This is a genomic window from uncultured Algibacter sp., assembly GCF_963976535.1.
Taxonomy (GTDB): Bacteria; Bacteroidota; Bacteroidia; order Flavobacteriales; family Flavobacteriaceae; genus Algibacter_B.
This window is the reverse complement of the sequence record NZ_CAXBLF010000011.1, coordinates 13,729-29,340: the sequence shown is the minus strand read 5'-3', so window position 1 is coordinate 29,340 and position 15,612 is coordinate 13,729. Positions and strand designations below refer to the sequence as shown.

Genomic DNA, 15,612 nt, shown 5'->3' with positions numbered 1-15,612 from the left:
ACCCGCTATTTTATGGGGTATATTTTCCAATGATTTGTTTGAATACTATTTATACCCTGTTTTTTAAATAGTATTTTTAAAATGAGTTATACTTTTTTTCAAATGAACTCTAAATTTTAATAGGTACTTTATTGCTTGTGATTAATCTAGATTTTAGATGGATTAACGAAAGTTTAACACTTATTACTGTATTTTAATTATGACTTAATTGATGCTGTTAGAAAAACACCCCTCAAGTCTCCTCAAGGGGACAACACATCGTAATAATCATGCAGATAAATAAGGTTATTTTAAGGTTTGAAATTAAACTTAGCGGATGGGTGCGCAAGGGATTGAACGGTGTGTTTGAGCTCGCCGACGTAGGAGGAAGCGAGTAGTGAAAGCCTGACCTGATAGGGATGCGCCATAAAAAAATTGAAACAAGACCGATGAATTATGACAGGTGCTATGACTGCCAACTGCGAACTGAATACTGCTAACTTATTTTGTTCCTTTAACCCCATCAATCTCTAAACCTAATACCATAAGTTTATGAAATGTTGGTAATTGTGCACCACTTTCGGTAGTTGTCCAATCGCTCCAAGAGGCTTCCAACCCATCTATCGGTAGCAGTGACGTCCACATTTTAAAGGCTGTTGGTTTGCCGTTATTGTCTAGTAACCATAAATACGAATCGCCAGGAGTTGAACCACCTGATGTGTAAGTTACTAGTAGGGCATCTCTGTTGTTGCTAGTTTTTATGAGTCTGCGTTCTACACCTTTATCAAATACTTTATAAGGTGCAACCAACCAAAAAGAATCGTTATTAAAGTATGTAATGGCTTTTTCGATAAGTTCTTGAGCCATGTCACTTTCATTCTTGAAACTATGAATGTAAACTTTGCTTTTTGAATAATCGTTTAAATTAAGGACTACTTTGTTTGCTTTCCAAAAGACATTGCAGGTATTGTTGGCTTTATCCCATTCGTAGTGATGTCGTCTTTTAAATGTCCACTCGATATAATTGGTAGTTTTATATGCTTGGTAATCTAAAGCATCTAGCATTTTGTATGCTAAGGCATCTGCTTGTTCGCCTTGTGCACCAGTTGGCAATTCTTCGTTGTATTTAAAGTATAGGAAACCAAAAAACAATAGGCTTGGTAGTGTCAAAAAAATGATGACTCCAGCTATTATTTTTAATTTTTTTTTAGGTTTAACCGCCATTAAAAAAGGTTTAGTTTTGGGTTTGTTGAGGGCTAAATTATTAAAAATGATGGTTTTAGAAAAAGAAAACGGTTAAAAACCGACGGCTGCATCATCTCCTCGATAATCGGCACCACCCTCGTACGTGTTATCATCTAAAACAAGTATTCCATCGACTTTGCCTATTACAGGCGAATCTACTTCATTAATAATATACCCTAAAGCCTCTAGTTTTTTTATTAAATTTCTGTCAAATAAATTGGGTTCCATTCTAATTTCATCTGGTAACCATTGATGATGAAAACGTGGTGCATTCACCGCTTCTTGCATGGTCATATCGAACTCATGAACATTTAAAATGGTTTGTAATACTGATGTGATGATGGTTGAACCACCAGGTGTGCCAAGTGTCATATATAATTTACCGTTTTTTTCAACAATGGTTGGTGTCATGGAGCTTAACATGCGTTTTTCTGGCTCAATACTATTAGCCTCTGCACCTATTAGTCCAAACATATTAGGCTCTCCAGGTTTACTACTAAAATCATCCATTTCATTATTTAGAAAGAAACCGAGCTCAGAACAATATAATTTTGAACCATAAGCACCATTTAATGTGGTTGTAGCAGCAATAGCATTCCCAAATTGATCTACAATAGAGTAGTGGGTGGTTTCATCACTTTCGATAATTTTAATATTACCGTGACTCACATCGCTTGATAACGTCGCTTTTTCAAACGAAAAGTCAGCCATTCGTCCACTTAAATAATCTTCTTTAATTAAGGTTTCAACTGGGATTTTTACAAAATCTGGATCACCTAAATAAAAACTTCTATCAGCATAAGCCCGTCGTTCAGCTTCTGTTATAGCTTGAATGGTTTTTAGTGAATTATGTCCGTATTCATCTAAATGAAAGGGTTCAAGCATTTTCATGATTTGAGCTAAACAAATACCGCCACTTGCAGGTGGTGCCATCGAAATGATTTTTAAATCATCATAAGTAAAAGTTATTGGAGTACGCCATTTAGCTTCATACTTTGCTAAATCTTCTTCGGTAAGTATACCACCATTATCTTGTATAAATTTTGCAAGTATTTTAGCTGTTTCACCTTTATAAAATTCATCTTTTCCGTGTTTCAAAATACGTTCTAAGGTTTTGGCCAATTCAGGATATTTTATAACGTCATTGGTTTTCCAAAGTGAATCCAAAATAATGGGTTGTTTGTTTGCTTCTAGGAAAAGGGGTTGATATTTTTTAATCCTTTGTTCTTGCTTTTCAGTTACTGTAACACCTTGATATGCTAAGGCTATTACAGGTTCTAAAATATCTTGAATGGGTAAAGATCCAAATTTTTCGTGCACTTCAAAAACACCAGCAACGGTACCAGGGACACCAACAGCCATTGCCCCTAATATGCTTTTATTGGGGATTACCTCTCCAAATTCATCTAAATACATGTTTTTTGTTGCCGCTAACGGTGCTTTTTCTCTAAAGTCTATGGATCCAATATCGCCATTTGCTTTTCGGTAAACCATAAAACCACCACCACCAATATTACCAGCAAAAGGATAGGCCACAGCTAATGCTAACTGAGTAGCGCACATAGCATCAAAAGCATTTCCTCCTTTTTTAAGCATATCGCTTCCTATTTCAGAAGCTTCAGCACGCGCAGAAACTACCATGGCATGTTCTGTGATTAGCCCTTTTACAGGGGCTATTTCAACTTTTTTGCATGAAACAAAAAGGCATATTAATAGCGTAATGGATAAAAAGTGTTTAATCATATAATTCTTGGTTTAATACTTTTAATTTTTGTTTAGAAGAAGCAATGAGTTCATCAAAAAAAGCAGAAAATTCGTTTTCAAATTCTGTATAGAAGGCTTCAAGTTCAACTACTGCTTCATTCATACTAGAGCGATTTTTGGTACGCCTGTTCATACCATCTAAAACTCTTGATATACCATCAATAGATGCATAACTCAATAGCCAATTATCTGCTAACATGTAAGGCATCATTTTTTGAATTCGTGATGGTAATATATCGTAGTTAGCTTCCAAAGAATCATAAAAGTTTTCTATATATTCATCTAAAGGCGTGTCACAATAGGATGCCCAATTTTTAGCTAAAAAATGATCGTAAAGAATATCTACAATAACGCCAGAATAATGGCTGTATTTTTTATGAAGCCTTTTGGTACTTAGCCTTACGGTTTTGTGTGCATCTGTATAGGTATCAATATGGCGATGCAGTAATATGCCTATTTGAATCTCTTTAGAGTATTTTTTATAGCGCTTTCCTTTAATGCCATCTGCAATAAAATTTCCAATAGTTACTAAATCGTTATCTCCAGAAAGATAAATATGCGCTAAATAGTTCATTGGTGAAATTTACGAATTCCGTTTTAAGAAATCCGATTTTGAAATACTATATTTGCGTTTTAATAAAAATATTTATGACACTTATAAAATCAATTTCAGGAATTAGAGGCACCATTGGCGGACAAGTAGGCGAGAACCTAACACCTATTGATGCTGTAAAGTTTGCTTCTGCTTACGGCGTTTGGTTGAAGCAACAGCGCATTAAGGAAAACTACAAAGTTGTAGTGGGTAGAGATGCTCGAATTTCCGGAAAAATGATTCAAAATTTAGTCATGAACACCTTAATTGGTTTAGGAATTGATGTGGTTGATGTAGGCTTATCTACAACACCAACCGTAGAAGTAGCAGTGCCTATGGAACATGCTGATGGGGGAATTATTTTAACCGCAAGCCATAATCCAAAACAATGGAATGCTTTAAAACTGCTGAATGAAAAAGGAGAGTTTTTAGATGCTGTGGAAGGTACTAAAATTCTTGACATCGCCGAAAGTGATAACATGACTTTTGTCGATGTTGACAGTTTAGGAAAAATAACTAGAAACAAAGCTTATATAGATTTACATATTATTGAAGTTTTAGATTTAGATTTAGTAAACGTGGAAGCCATTGAATCAGCTCGTTTTAGAGTGGTTGTAGATGGCGTGAATTCCACTGGTGGTATCGCAATACCATTACTCTTAGAGCATTTGGGAGTAGATGTTATTAAGTTGTATTGTGAGCCAAATGGTCAATTTCCACATAACCCAGAACCTTTAAAAGAGCATTTAACAGATTTATCTGATGCTGTTAGAAAACATAAGGCTGATTTTGGTATTGTTGTAGATCCAGATGTAGATCGTTTAGCCTTTGTAGATGAACATGGTGAGATGTTTGGTGAAGAATATACTTTGGTGGCTTGCGCAGATTATGTTTTGGGTATAACACCAGGAAACACTGTAAGTAATATGAGCTCTACTAGAGCATTACGCGATGTTACCGAAAAACATGGCGGTATGTACGAAGCCAGTGCCGTAGGTGAGGTAAATGTTGTAAATCTCATGAAAAAGAATAAGGTCGTTATCGGTGGTGAAGGTAATGGCGGTATTATTTATCCAGAGTCACATTATGGGCGCGATGCTTTGGTTGGAGTAGCCTTGTTTTTAAGCTTGCTGGCCGATAAAAAAATAAGTGTAAGTGCGCTTAGAAAAACGTATCCGAGTTATTTTATGGGTAAAAAGAAAATACAATTAACACCAGGTTTAGATGTTGATGGAGTATTGAAAGCCATGGAAAACCGCTACCAAAAGGAACAATTAACCACTATCGATGGTGTGAAAATCGATTTCTCAGAAAGTTGGGTACACCTTCGTAAAAGTAATACAGAACCCATTATTAGAATTTATACCGAAGCAAAATCTCAAGAAGAAGCCGATGCTTTAGGCGATAAATTTATTGCTGAAATTGGCGAGATTGCTAATAGTTAGTACTGTCATTGCAAGGAGTAAGCGACGTGGCAGTCTGTACTGGTTTATTTCAAAATTGTAGTTTACTAAGTTTTAATAAAGATGCCGTTTCAATCAGTGCTAAACTTTTCAGCTATGGTTCATGTATTAACTGAGAATTAGGTAATCTATAAACGTAAGTCCGATTTAACGATTAATGTAATTAAATAAGAATGAAAATTTATCTTCTTATGTCAGGTTGAGCACAGTCGAAACCTATAAAACAGATCGATTTTTATGACCTTTCCACTGGGCTAGAGGTGACACACTTACACTATTATTAAGAATTGAAAAAAGAATCTGAATTCAATAATAAAAGAAAACAGAAACCGTATTTAATTTTCTATCCAGGTTTCTTCCCTCGATGTTTCCAACGTTTATGCGTCCAAAAATAGTATTCAGGAGCTTCATGGATTTGCTCTTCAACACGTTTTAAAGCAAGATCGGTAATATCAAAATCTGCACTGTCTTTAGCATGTCTATTGATATCAAGAAAAGTAGCTTCATAATGCCCACGTTTTATCTTTTTTACCTTTAAAAAGAGAGTAACCATATCCAAACGTTTAGCAAGTATTTCAGCGCCAACATGCACAGGCACTTCTATACCCATAAAATCCTGCCAATAAACGGCCTTGTTAAGTTTAGGAGATTGATCAAAAACAAAACCATTTAGGGTTAACTGCTTGTCCTTTTTAGCTTTTATAAGTGTAGAATATGTTTCTTTAGTAGTAATTAAATGACTGTTATACTTGGCGCGTATGCGTTTAGCAAGCGCATCAAAATATTTATTACCAAGTTTTTTGTAAACCGCATAACCTTTATGGTTTACATGTGTTTGTAAGATAAAAACCCATTCCCAACTGGCATAATGTCCCATTAATAAAACGATGTTTCTGTTTTCTTTTTCAAGGGTATGAATGTCTTCAACATTAGTAAAAACATAACGTTTTTGCATTTCTGATTCAGAAATAGTAATAGACTTAATGGCTTCAAACATCATATCACAAAAATGATGATAAAACCGTTTTCTAATTAAAGCAATTTCTTGATCTGTTTTTTCTGGGAATGCTAATTTTAAGTTATTCGTAACTACTTTTTTTCTGTAGCCAATAATATAATATAGTATTGCATAAAAAATATCGGACAAAAAATACAGTAATCTAAAAGGCAATATAGATATTATCCATAAAAGAGGATAAACCAGAATATAAACTAGAAATTGCATGAATTAGTTTTAGATTTGTAGCGCAAATATATATTAATTTAGAATAAACGTTTATACCATATGGGCAAATTAGATTTAGTAACTATTATAATAATTGCAGCAAATGTTATTATTTCTTATAAAGGTTTTGGCGATTATAGTTTTTTTGATAAGTATAAATTTCATGTAGGAGGTGTAAAGCGTGGTGAACAAGTGCGACTAGTTAGTTCTGGGTTTTTGCATGCAGATACACAACACTTGTTATTCAATATGTTATCGCTATACTTTTTCGCCGATGTTGTTATAACACTATTAAGCCCCATTCAGTTTCTTCTTGTGTATTTTGGAAGCCTTTTAGTTGGGAGTTTGTTATCGTTATATTTTCACAAAAACGAATATCACTATAGTGCAGTAGGAGCCAGTGGAGCAGTAAGTGGTATTATTTATTCTGCAATTTTATTACAACCAGGAATGAACCTTTATATAATTTTTATTCCTATTCCTATTCCTGCCTATATCTTTGGTATTGGCTATTTGCTGTATTCTATTTATGGTATGAAAAACAGGGTGGGAAACATTGGTCATGATGCGCACTTTGGTGGGGCAGTTGGCGGTTATATCATTACTTTATTGTTATCACCTTGGTTGTTTGAAACCAATTTATTGATGATTTTTTTATTGGCTATTCCTATTGCTTTATTATTTGTTTTGAAGAAAATGGGGAAGGTGTAAAACTTAAACATTTAATTTTTTGAATATTTATTTTCACGTATGGCATAGCTATTGAATTTATAGTGGTGTTGTGTATGTTGATTTAGTTGCAAATAACTCGTATTCAACATGTTACTATATTTATTATAAAACCTCAAAAATGATCAATTTTGTTTTAATGACAGATTGACCTAAATATATATATGAAGAAATCTAAATTTACGACCCTTGACAGTTTGTCATTACAGGAATTTGATGAAAACTCAGAGTTAATTCCATTAATGACGCCAGAGGACGAAGAAGCTATAAATAATGAAGCATTACCAGAAACCTTACCGATTTTATCGTTAAGAAATACGGTGTTGTTTCCAGGTGTCGTTATTCCTATAACGGCTGGTAGAGATGCTTCAATTAAGCTAATAAATGATGCCAACAAAGGCGGAAAAGTTATTGGTGTAGTTGCTCAAAAAGATGAATCTGTTGAAAAACCGAGTGCGAAAGATATTCATGAAACTGGTACGATAGCTAGAATTTTGCGTGTTTTGAAAATGCCTGATGGTAACGTTACAGTAATTATTCAAGGTAAAAAACGTTTCAAAGTAGCCGAGGTGCTTACTGAAGATCCATACATGAATGCTACGATAAGAGACCTTCCTGAAGCAAAACCGGCTCAAAAGAACAAAGAATTTTCAGCCATTATAGATTCCATTAAAGACTTGGCTTTAGAAATTATAAAGGAAAGTCCAAACATTCCAAGTGAGGCATCCTTCGCTATAAAAAATATTGAAAGCAACTCGTTTTTAGTCAACTTCGTGTCGTCAAACATGAATCTTTCCGTTACAGAAAAACAAGAACTTTTAGAAATCAACGATCTTAAGAAACGTGCTTTAGCAACGCTTAAGTATATGAATGTTGAGTTTCAGAAATTAGAACTTAAGAACGATATTCAGTCTAAAGTTCAAATGGACATGAGCCAGCAACAGCGTGAGTATTTCTTGCATCAGCAAATGAAAACCATTCAAGAAGAATTGGGAGGCGTAAGTCATGATGAGGAAATTGATGAGATGAAAGCTAAGGCAAGCGAAAAACTTTGGGATGAAGATGTAGCGAAACATTTTGAAAAAGAAGTTGCTAAAATGCAACGCATGAATCCTCAAGTGGCTGAATATTCTATTCAGAGAAATTATTTAGAGCTGTTTTTAGATTTGCCATGGAATGAATTTAGCGAGGATAAATTCGACCTTAAACGCGCCATGAAAATTCTAGATAGAGATCATTTTGGTTTAGAGGATGTAAAACGAAGAATTATTGAATATTTAGCGGTTTTAAAGCTCCGTAATGATATGAAATCTCCAATTTTGTGTCTTTACGGACCTCCAGGTGTTGGTAAAACCTCATTAGGAAAATCGATTGCTGAAGCTTTAGGAAGAGAATATGTTAGAATTTCATTAGGTGGTTTAAGAGATGAAGCTGAAATTCGTGGACATAGAAAAACATATATTGGTGCGATGCCTGGTCGTATTATTCAAAGTTTGAAAAAGGCTGGGACATCAAATCCAGTTTTTGTTCTAGATGAAATTGATAAGCTTTCAAACTCGCATCAAGGAGATCCTTCTTCAGCCATGTTAGAAGTGTTGGATCCTGAGCAAAACAGCGAATTTCATGATAACTTTTTAGAAATGGGTTATGACCTATCAAAGGTTATGTTTATTGCAACCTCTAATAGCTTATCAACAATTCAACCTGCTTTGCTAGATAGAATGGAGATTATTAACGTTACTGGTTATACCATAGAGGAGAAAGTGGAAATTGCAAAGCGCCACTTATTACCAAAACAGTTAAAAGAACACGGTTTAACAGATAAGCATTTAAAAATAGGGAAGCCTCAATTAGAGAAAATTGTTGAAGGTTATACGCGTGAATCTGGCGTTCGTGGTTTAGAAAAGCAAGTAGCAAAAATGGTGCGTTATGCTGCCAAAAATATTGCTATGGAAGAAGACTATAGCATTAAAGTTTCAAATGAAATTATCATTGAAGTTTTAGGCGGACCAAAGCTTGAACGCGATAAATATGAAAATAATAATGTTGCGGGTGTTGTTACTGGTTTAGCTTGGACACGTGTTGGTGGTGATATCCTCTTTATAGAATCTATTCTTTCTAAAGGAAAAGGAGCCATGACCATAACAGGAAACCTTGGTAAAGTCATGAAGGAGTCTGCTACGATTGCTATGGAATACATCAAATCTAATGCTGATGAATTTGGAATTGATATATCGGTTTTTGATAAATATAATGTGCATATTCACGTTCCAGAAGGTGCAACACCTAAAGATGGTCCAAGTGCAGGTGTTACCATGTTAACGTCATTAGTGTCACTTTTTACTCAGAAAAAGGTAAAGAAAAGCTTAGCCATGACTGGCGAAATTACACTTCGTGGAAAAGTACTTCCTGTAGGTGGTATAAAAGAAAAGATTTTAGCGGCTAAGCGTGCTAGAATTAAAGAGATTTTGTTGTGTGAAGATAACAGGAGAGATATTGAAGAAATAAAACCTGAATATTTAAAAGGCTTAACATTTCACTATGTAACGGATATGAGCGATGTTATTAAATTTGCACTTACAAATCAGAAAGTTAAAAACGCAAAAAAAATATAAATACTGCCAAGAAAAAACCTCGAAATTAATCGAGGTTTTTTCTGATTCCGGCTTTCGCGAGAATGACAATTTTAAAAGAAACCTCAAGACGCTGTCTTGAGGAATTTTTTTTCGATTAAAATAAAAGATACATGCTATCGTTTTAAGATAGATTTACTTTTAAAAGAATTCCTAGAAGTTCCGCTTCTAGATTTCCTTTAAAATTGTCATTCCCGTGCAAATGGGAAACTAAATAAAAAATTTAATTTGAATTAATAAATAAGTAAATCCAACTGAATTATATTAAGATTTTGAAGAAATTTTTTATTTCCTTTGTATCGTAAATATGCTAAAAAAGATTATCACATTTTTTTGTTTAACTATTACTTCTCTATCTATGGCGCAGGTTGGAGGGGAAACGACATACCAATTTCTTAATTTGATATCTTCTCCAAGACAAGCGGCTTTGGGTGGTAAAGTGTTAACCAATGTAGATTATGATGTAACACAAGCTATGTTTAATCCAGCTACTATTAATGTAGAAATGGATAATCAATTAGCAATGAATTATACTAGTTATTTAGGCGGTATTGGTTACGGAACGGCTTCGTATGCTTACACTGTTGATAGGCGCACTCAAACTTTTTATGCTGGCATTACCTATGTAAATTACGGTTCTTTTGATGGGTATGATGAAGCTGGAAATTCCACAGGATCGTTTACAGGAAACGAAGCCGCATTGTCATTTGGTTATGCGACACAAATAGATTATTCAGATTTTTATTTTGGTGCTAGTGCAAAATTAATTACATCAAAATTAGAGCAATATAGCTCACTTGGAGCTGCGGTAGATTTAGGAGTTATATATATTAATGACTATTTAGACTTTAATGCAACTTTAGTCGTTAGGAATTTAGGGTCTCAAATTACTACTTATGCAGGACTCAATGAGCGTTTACCATTTGAAGTTGCTTTTGGCATGTCTCAGCGTTTAGAGAATGTGCCAATTCGTTGGCATGTAACACTAGAAAACTTACAAGAGTGGCCAATTTCAAGACCAAACCCTGCTAGAATAGCTAGCGATTTATCAGGTAATCAATCTTCAGAAAAAGTTGGTTTTTTAGGTCAAGTAATCAGACATACTATTGTTGGAGCAGAATTATTTCCTGAAGGAGGCTTTAATATTCGTTTGGGGTATAATTTTAGAAGAGGAGAGGATCTGCGAATCGTAGATCAAAGAAATTTTTCAGGACTATCAGCAGGTATTTCCATAAAAATGAATAAAATGCGTTTTAGTTATACGCATGCAAAATATACAAGTGCTGCAAATTCAAACTTCTTCGGGTTACAAATAGATTTGCAGTAAAATTAGTATTCAGTAAGCAGTCTCAGTATTCAGTCTCACTCAAATGTGTTTTTCTAGTTTAGCGATAATTAAAGTAATTAGTATTTTTCGCTTTAGCGTACTTTAAGTACTTTAGACACTTTCAAACTTTATAGATAAATGAATAAAATAACCATTGCTATAGATGGGTTTTCATCAACAGGAAAGAGTACCGTTGCCAAACAACTGGCAAAAAAATTAAGTTATGTATATGTTGATACTGGAGCTATGTATCGGGCGGTAACGTTTTATGCAATGCAAAACGGGCTTATAAATGATGATGATTTTAATTCTGAAGCTTTAATTTATCAATTATCAAATATTAATATCAGTTTTAAGTATAATGAATCTTTGGGTTTTGCCGAAGTTTATTTGAATGATATAAACATTGAAAAGCAAATTAGAACACTTGAAGTTTCAAGTTTTGTTAGTAAAGTAGCAGCGATATCTGAGGTTCGCCTAAAGTTAGTAGAGCAACAACAAAGAATGGGCCAAGATAAAGGTGTCGTGATGGATGGCAGAGATATTGGAACCGTTGTATTTCCTGATGCAGAACTCAAATTATTTATGACAGCATCCGCTGAAACTAGGGCAAAGCGTCGTTTTCAAGAACTTATAGAACGTGGTGATAAAGTTGAATACAAAGAAGTGCTACACAATGTACAAGAACGAGATTATATAGATTCGAATAGGGAAGATTCGCCATTAGTAAAAGCTGATGATGCTATTGAAATTGATAATTCTAATATGACTTTAGAAGAGCAATTCAATAAAATATTGCAATTGGTTAAAATGACTATTGAAGGTTTGGAATAATATTCGTCATTGCGAACAGAGTGCGGCAATCTGTTTAATTTTAGTTCTAAATAATGAGATTACTTCGTTCCTACCATTGACGTTAATTTAAAAAAAAACGAACCTTTAAATGCATAAAGATTCGCTTTTCAATTTCAGAATATTTTAGTCTTATAATTTTGGAATAATTAATTCTTGATCTGGATGAATAACATCTGGATTCTTTAAGATATCCGAATTCGCTTTAAAAATATCTTGATATTTTGACGCTTTTCCGTAATACTGAATAGCAATTTTCCCTAAAGTTTCCCCACTTTTCACAGTATGTCTAGCGTAAACACTATCATCAGCAACGGTAATGTTTGCCATAATATCAGATGGATTGTCACCACCTATTTCCTTTATTTTATCCCAAAGAATATCCTTTTCATAAGGTGTCTTAGCAGTTCCTTTAATTTTAAGAACACCATTTTCTTCTGTTACATTTCCGTTTTGAATATTCAATGCTTCACCCAAGCTTAACACGTCTTGATACTTTGCTTTAACCATGATTTTGTAAATTTTTATTGTAATTATTTGTATTGAACAATATACTAAAATATTCGAATGTTTTAATTAAATATTGATTAATAAATTGTTTCTAATTATTAGACACATGCCTTTGTGAAAGTCACAACTATTTTATTTTCTCATTTTTAGGTAATTATATCAATATTATGTATTTTTGCACTCCTTTTAGCGAATCGTCGGAAAGATGAAAGGGATGAAACTTAAAATAATATAACACTTCTGTGTGGTATTTGCATAAATCTTCCGAAACATACAGAATACAAACGCGATGAAATGGCGTTTCCGCGAAGGCGGAAATCTCTTTAATATTTCGCAGAATTAATTAAATGGCTGAAAAAGCAAAACAAGCTGAAGTTGAAGCAACAGAAGCTCCAGCAGTAGAAGCTCCAGTAGTATCTGAAGCTCAAGCAAATCCTGAAAAATTCTTAAAAGACTTTAACTGGCACAATTACCAAGAGGGAATTGATGAGGTTGACGATCAACAATTAAAAGAATTTGAAAAATTAGTAGCAGCAAATTTCGTTGATACTTTAGATGATGAAGTAGTTGAAGGTACAGTAGTACACATTTCTGATAGAGATGCTATTATTGACATTAACGCAAAATCTGAAGGTGTTATTTCTTTAAACGAATTTCGTTACAATCCAGATTTAAAAGTAGGAGACAAAGTAGAAGTATTAATTGATGTTCGTGAAGATGCAACAGGGCAATTAGTATTATCTCACAGAAAAGCTCGTGTCATTAAAGCATGGGATCGTGTAAACAGTGCTCATGATACTGGTGAAATCGTAAATGGTTTTGTGAAATGCAGAACTAAAGGTGGGATGATTGTAGATGTTTTCGGAATTGAAGCATTCTTACCAGGTTCTCAAATTGATGTTAAACCAATTAGAGATTACGATCAATACGTAAATAAAACTATGGAATTTAAAGTTGTGAAAATCAACCACGAGTTCAAAAACGTAGTAGTTTCTCATAAAGCACTTATTGAGGCTGATATTGAAGAACAAAAGAAAGAAATTATTGGTCAATTAGAAAAAGGTCAAGTATTAGAAGGTATTGTTAAAAATATTACTTCTTATGGTGTATTCATCGACCTTGGAGGTGTTGACGGATTAGTTCATATTACAGATTTATCATGGTCTAGAATCAATCATCCAAACGAGATTGTTGAGTTAGATCAAAAACTTAATGTGGTAATCCTTGACTTTGATGAAAACAAATCAAGAATTCAATTGGGTCTTAAACAATTATCAAAACATCCATGGGAAGCTCTTGCAGAAGAGGTGAAAATTGGCGATAAAGTAAAAGGTAAAGTTGTTGTAATCGCAGATTACGGTGCGTTTATTGAGGTTGCAGATGGCGTTGAAGGATTAATTCACGTTTCTGAAATGTCTTGGTCTACACATTTACGTTCTGCTCAAGATTTCGTTTCTGTTGGAGATGAAGTAGATGCAGTAATCTTAACTTTAGATAGAGAAGATCGTAAAATGTCTCTTGGTATTAAGCAATTAACGCCAGATCCATGGACAGATATTACTTCTAAATACCCATTAGCGTCTAAGCATACAGGTATTGTACGTAACTTTACAAACTTTGGTGTTTTTGTTGAATTAGAAGAAGGTATTGATGGTTTAATTTACATCTCTGATTTATCTTGGACTAAGAAAATCAAGCACCCTTCTGAGTTTTGTGCTGTAGGTGATAAGTTAGACGTAGTAGTATTAGAATTAGATGTTGAAGGACGTAAATTAAGTTTAGGTCATAAGCAAACTACTGAAAACCCTTGGGATAAATATGAAACTGAATTTGCTTTAAATACAGTTCATAAAGCTTCTATTTTTGAAATAGTTGATAAAGGAGCTACTATTGAATTTAACGAAGATATCGTTGCTTTTGTACCTTCTCGTCATCTTGAAAAAGAAGATGGAAAGAAACTTGCTAAAGGTGAAGAAACAGAATTCAAAATCATTGAATTTAATAAAGAGTTTAAACGTGTAGTTGCATCGCATACTGCTATTTTTAAAGCGGAAGAAATGGCAAATGTAAAAGCTGCTGTTAAGAAAGCTGCTAGTGCTGCTGCTGAAGCTAAACCTACTTTAGGTGATGCTAATGATGCTTTACAAGCTCTTAAAGATAAAATGGACGGAAAAACTACTAAGGCTACGCCAAAAGCTAAGGCAAAAGTTGAGCCAAAAGCTAAGTCAAAAGCTGAGCCAAAAGCTGAACCAAAGGCTGAACCAAAGGCTGAGCCAAAAGCTGAGAAAGAGTAAGTTTTCTAAAATCATTTAGTTATACTAAAGCCTTCAAGAAATTGAAGGCTTTTTTTTGGTTATTAACCGCTCCGCAAAGTCTCCCGACTTAGCGGAAAACTAAATTGCGTAATGCCCTCAAAGTCGGGAGACTTTGCGGAGCGGACTTTGCGGAGTGGAAAAATAAAATAGCAACAGATTACTATCGCTGCGAACAGTGCGCAAGGGATAGCAGTAGAAAGCCCACAGCCCGACGTAGGAGGTGCGAGGACTTGCAACGAATAGCCCGACCTAGGTCCTGAACTAAATTCAGGATGTAGGTTGCGCCGAAATAAAGATTAGCATTAATGGTTTTAACTTCTAAAATTTTGCATTACCTTTGTGCTCCAAATACGTTTGGATAGTATATGAGTCAAAAAGTTTTACTTAACGAAAAAGAGGTAAACATCATTCTTCATCGATTGGCTTGTCAACTTATTGAAAAACACAACGACTTTTCTAATACGGTTTTAATTGGTTTACAGCCCCGTGGTGTGTTTTTAGCAGATAGATTAGCTAAAATTTTAAGTGAAGACTACAACGTTAAAAACATAAAATTAGGCCATTTAGATATCACCTTTTATAGAGATGATTTTCGTCGTGGAGAAAAAACACTTGAAGCTAATACTACAAAAATAAACTTTTTAGTAGAAGACAAAAATATTGTATTTATTGATGATGTTTTATATACAGGAAGAAGTATTAGAGCTGCCTTAACGGCGATTCAATCTTTTGGAAGACCTAATGAAATTGAGCTTTTAACTTTGATTGATAGACGTTTTAGCAGGCATTTGCCAATACAGCCAGATTATAGAGGGCGACAAGTGGATGTTATAAATAACGAAAAAGTAAAAGTAAATTGGAAGGAGCATGATAATGAGGACTCGGTTTACTTAATTGAAAAGTGATAATTTGGCTAGAAGCTAGAAGCTAGAAGCTAGAAGCTAGAAGCTAGAAGCTAGAAGCTAGAAGTTAGAAGTT

At 34.1% G+C, this 15,612-nt stretch carries 12 protein-coding genes; 7 read left to right on the top strand and 5 right to left on the bottom strand.

The window, feature by feature from the left end; all coding sequences use genetic code 11:
- Nucleotides 1-480 precede the first annotated feature (480 nt).
- From AAC024_RS05185 to AAC024_RS05175, 3 genes are all read right to left on the bottom strand, one after another.
- The gene (locus tag AAC024_RS05185) at nt 481-1,203 is read right to left on the bottom strand and encodes a hypothetical protein (protein WP_339894152.1); all 723 of its coding nucleotides are present in this window, start codon (nt 1,201-1,203) and stop codon (nt 481-483) included.
- A 72-nt stretch (nt 1,204-1,275) separates the two neighbouring features.
- Nucleotides 1,276-2,967: a gamma-glutamyltransferase gene (gene ggt / locus AAC024_RS05180; protein ID WP_339894151.1), complete on the bottom strand. Its 1,692-nt coding sequence runs from the start codon at nt 2,965-2,967 to the stop codon at nt 1,276-1,278.
- Entirely contained in the window at nt 2,960-3,562 is a 603-nt protein-coding gene (locus AAC024_RS05175; protein WP_339894150.1) for an acyl carrier protein phosphodiesterase, read from the bottom strand. Before AAC024_RS05175 ends, ggt begins: the two co-directional genes overlap by 8 nt.
- A 74-nt stretch (nt 3,563-3,636) precedes the next feature.
- Here AAC024_RS05175 and glmM point away from each other — a divergent pair, with 74 nt between their 5' ends.
- Nucleotides 3,637-5,025 carry a phosphoglucosamine mutase gene (glmM, locus tag AAC024_RS05170; RefSeq protein ID WP_339894149.1) on the top strand — a complete coding sequence of 463 codons (1,389 nt, stop codon included), beginning with the start codon at nt 3,637-3,639 and terminating at the stop codon, nt 5,023-5,025.
- A gap of 361 nt (nt 5,026-5,386) precedes the next feature.
- Here glmM and AAC024_RS05165 read toward each other — a convergent pair whose 3' ends face one another.
- Complete coding sequence (locus AAC024_RS05165) at nt 5,387-6,268, bottom strand: lysophospholipid acyltransferase family protein (protein WP_339894148.1); 882 nt, start codon at nt 6,266-6,268, stop codon at nt 5,387-5,389.
- Nucleotides 6,269-6,328: 60 nt separating this feature from the next.
- Between AAC024_RS05165 and AAC024_RS05160 the strand changes: the two genes are divergently transcribed.
- The 4 genes from AAC024_RS05160 (at nt 6,329) to cmk (ending at nt 11,791) form a co-directional block, all read left to right on the top strand.
- Nucleotides 6,329-6,979 carry a rhomboid family intramembrane serine protease gene (locus AAC024_RS05160; RefSeq protein WP_339894147.1) on the top strand — a complete coding sequence of 217 codons (651 nt, stop codon included), beginning with the start codon at nt 6,329-6,331 and terminating at the stop codon, nt 6,977-6,979.
- A gap of 182 nt (nt 6,980-7,161) precedes the next feature.
- The gene (lon, locus tag AAC024_RS05155) at nt 7,162-9,612 is read left to right on the top strand and encodes an endopeptidase La (RefSeq protein WP_339894146.1); all 2,451 of its coding nucleotides are present in this window, start codon (nt 7,162-7,164) and stop codon (nt 9,610-9,612) included.
- A gap of 325 nt (nt 9,613-9,937) precedes the next feature.
- Nucleotides 9,938-10,957 carry a type IX secretion system protein PorQ gene (porQ, locus tag AAC024_RS05150; RefSeq protein ID WP_339894145.1) on the top strand — a complete coding sequence of 340 codons (1,020 nt, stop codon included), beginning with the start codon at nt 9,938-9,940 and terminating at the stop codon, nt 10,955-10,957.
- A 138-nt stretch (nt 10,958-11,095) separates the two neighbouring features.
- Nucleotides 11,096-11,791, top strand: coding sequence for a (d)CMP kinase (cmk, locus tag AAC024_RS05145; protein ID WP_339894144.1), 696 nt, complete (start codon nt 11,096-11,098; stop codon nt 11,789-11,791).
- A gap of 150 nt (nt 11,792-11,941) precedes the next feature.
- Here the strand turns inward: cmk and AAC024_RS05140 are convergent, their stop codons facing one another.
- Nucleotides 11,942-12,319, bottom strand: coding sequence for a LysM peptidoglycan-binding domain-containing protein (locus AAC024_RS05140; protein WP_339894143.1), 378 nt, complete (start codon nt 12,317-12,319; stop codon nt 11,942-11,944).
- Nucleotides 12,320-12,666: 347 nt separating this feature from the next.
- Here AAC024_RS05140 and rpsA point away from each other — a divergent pair, with 347 nt between their 5' ends.
- Both rpsA and pyrR read left to right on the top strand, forming a co-directional pair.
- Entirely contained in the window at nt 12,667-14,613 is a 1,947-nt protein-coding gene (rpsA, locus tag AAC024_RS05135) for a 30S ribosomal protein S1 (protein ID WP_339894142.1), read from the top strand.
- 386 nt (nt 14,614-14,999) lie between these two features.
- Nucleotides 15,000-15,539 (top strand): bifunctional pyr operon transcriptional regulator/uracil phosphoribosyltransferase PyrR, encoded by a 540-nt coding sequence (gene pyrR, locus AAC024_RS05130; protein WP_339894141.1) that lies wholly within the window; start codon nt 15,000-15,002, stop codon nt 15,537-15,539.
- Nucleotides 15,540-15,612 lie beyond the last annotated feature (73 nt).

Coding starts and splice junctions, on each gene's coding strand:
- porQ (WP_339894145.1), top strand. CDS start 9,938: ATGCTAAAAAAGATTATCACATTTTTTTGTTTAACTATTACTTCTCTA.
- lon (WP_339894146.1), top strand. CDS start 7,162: ATGAAGAAATCTAAATTTACGACCCTTGACAGTTTGTCATTACAGGAA.
- cmk (WP_339894144.1), top strand. CDS start 11,096: ATGAATAAAATAACCATTGCTATAGATGGGTTTTCATCAACAGGAAAG.
- AAC024_RS05175 (WP_339894150.1), bottom strand. CDS start 3,562: ATGAACTATTTAGCGCATATTTATCTTTCTGGAGATAACGATTTAGTA.
- AAC024_RS05185 (WP_339894152.1), bottom strand. CDS start 1,203: ATGGCGGTTAAACCTAAAAAAAAATTAAAAATAATAGCTGGAGTCATC.
- glmM (WP_339894149.1), top strand. CDS start 3,637: ATGACACTTATAAAATCAATTTCAGGAATTAGAGGCACCATTGGCGGA.
- rpsA (WP_339894142.1), top strand. CDS start 12,667: ATGGCTGAAAAAGCAAAACAAGCTGAAGTTGAAGCAACAGAAGCTCCA.
- AAC024_RS05160 (WP_339894147.1), top strand. CDS start 6,329: ATGGGCAAATTAGATTTAGTAACTATTATAATAATTGCAGCAAATGTT.
- AAC024_RS05140 (WP_339894143.1), bottom strand. CDS start 12,319: ATGGTTAAAGCAAAGTATCAAGACGTGTTAAGCTTGGGTGAAGCATTG.
- pyrR (WP_339894141.1), top strand. CDS start 15,000: ATGAGTCAAAAAGTTTTACTTAACGAAAAAGAGGTAAACATCATTCTT.
- ggt (WP_339894151.1), bottom strand. CDS start 2,967: ATGATTAAACACTTTTTATCCATTACGCTATTAATATGCCTTTTTGTT.
- AAC024_RS05165 (WP_339894148.1), bottom strand. CDS start 6,268: ATGCAATTTCTAGTTTATATTCTGGTTTATCCTCTTTTATGGATAATA.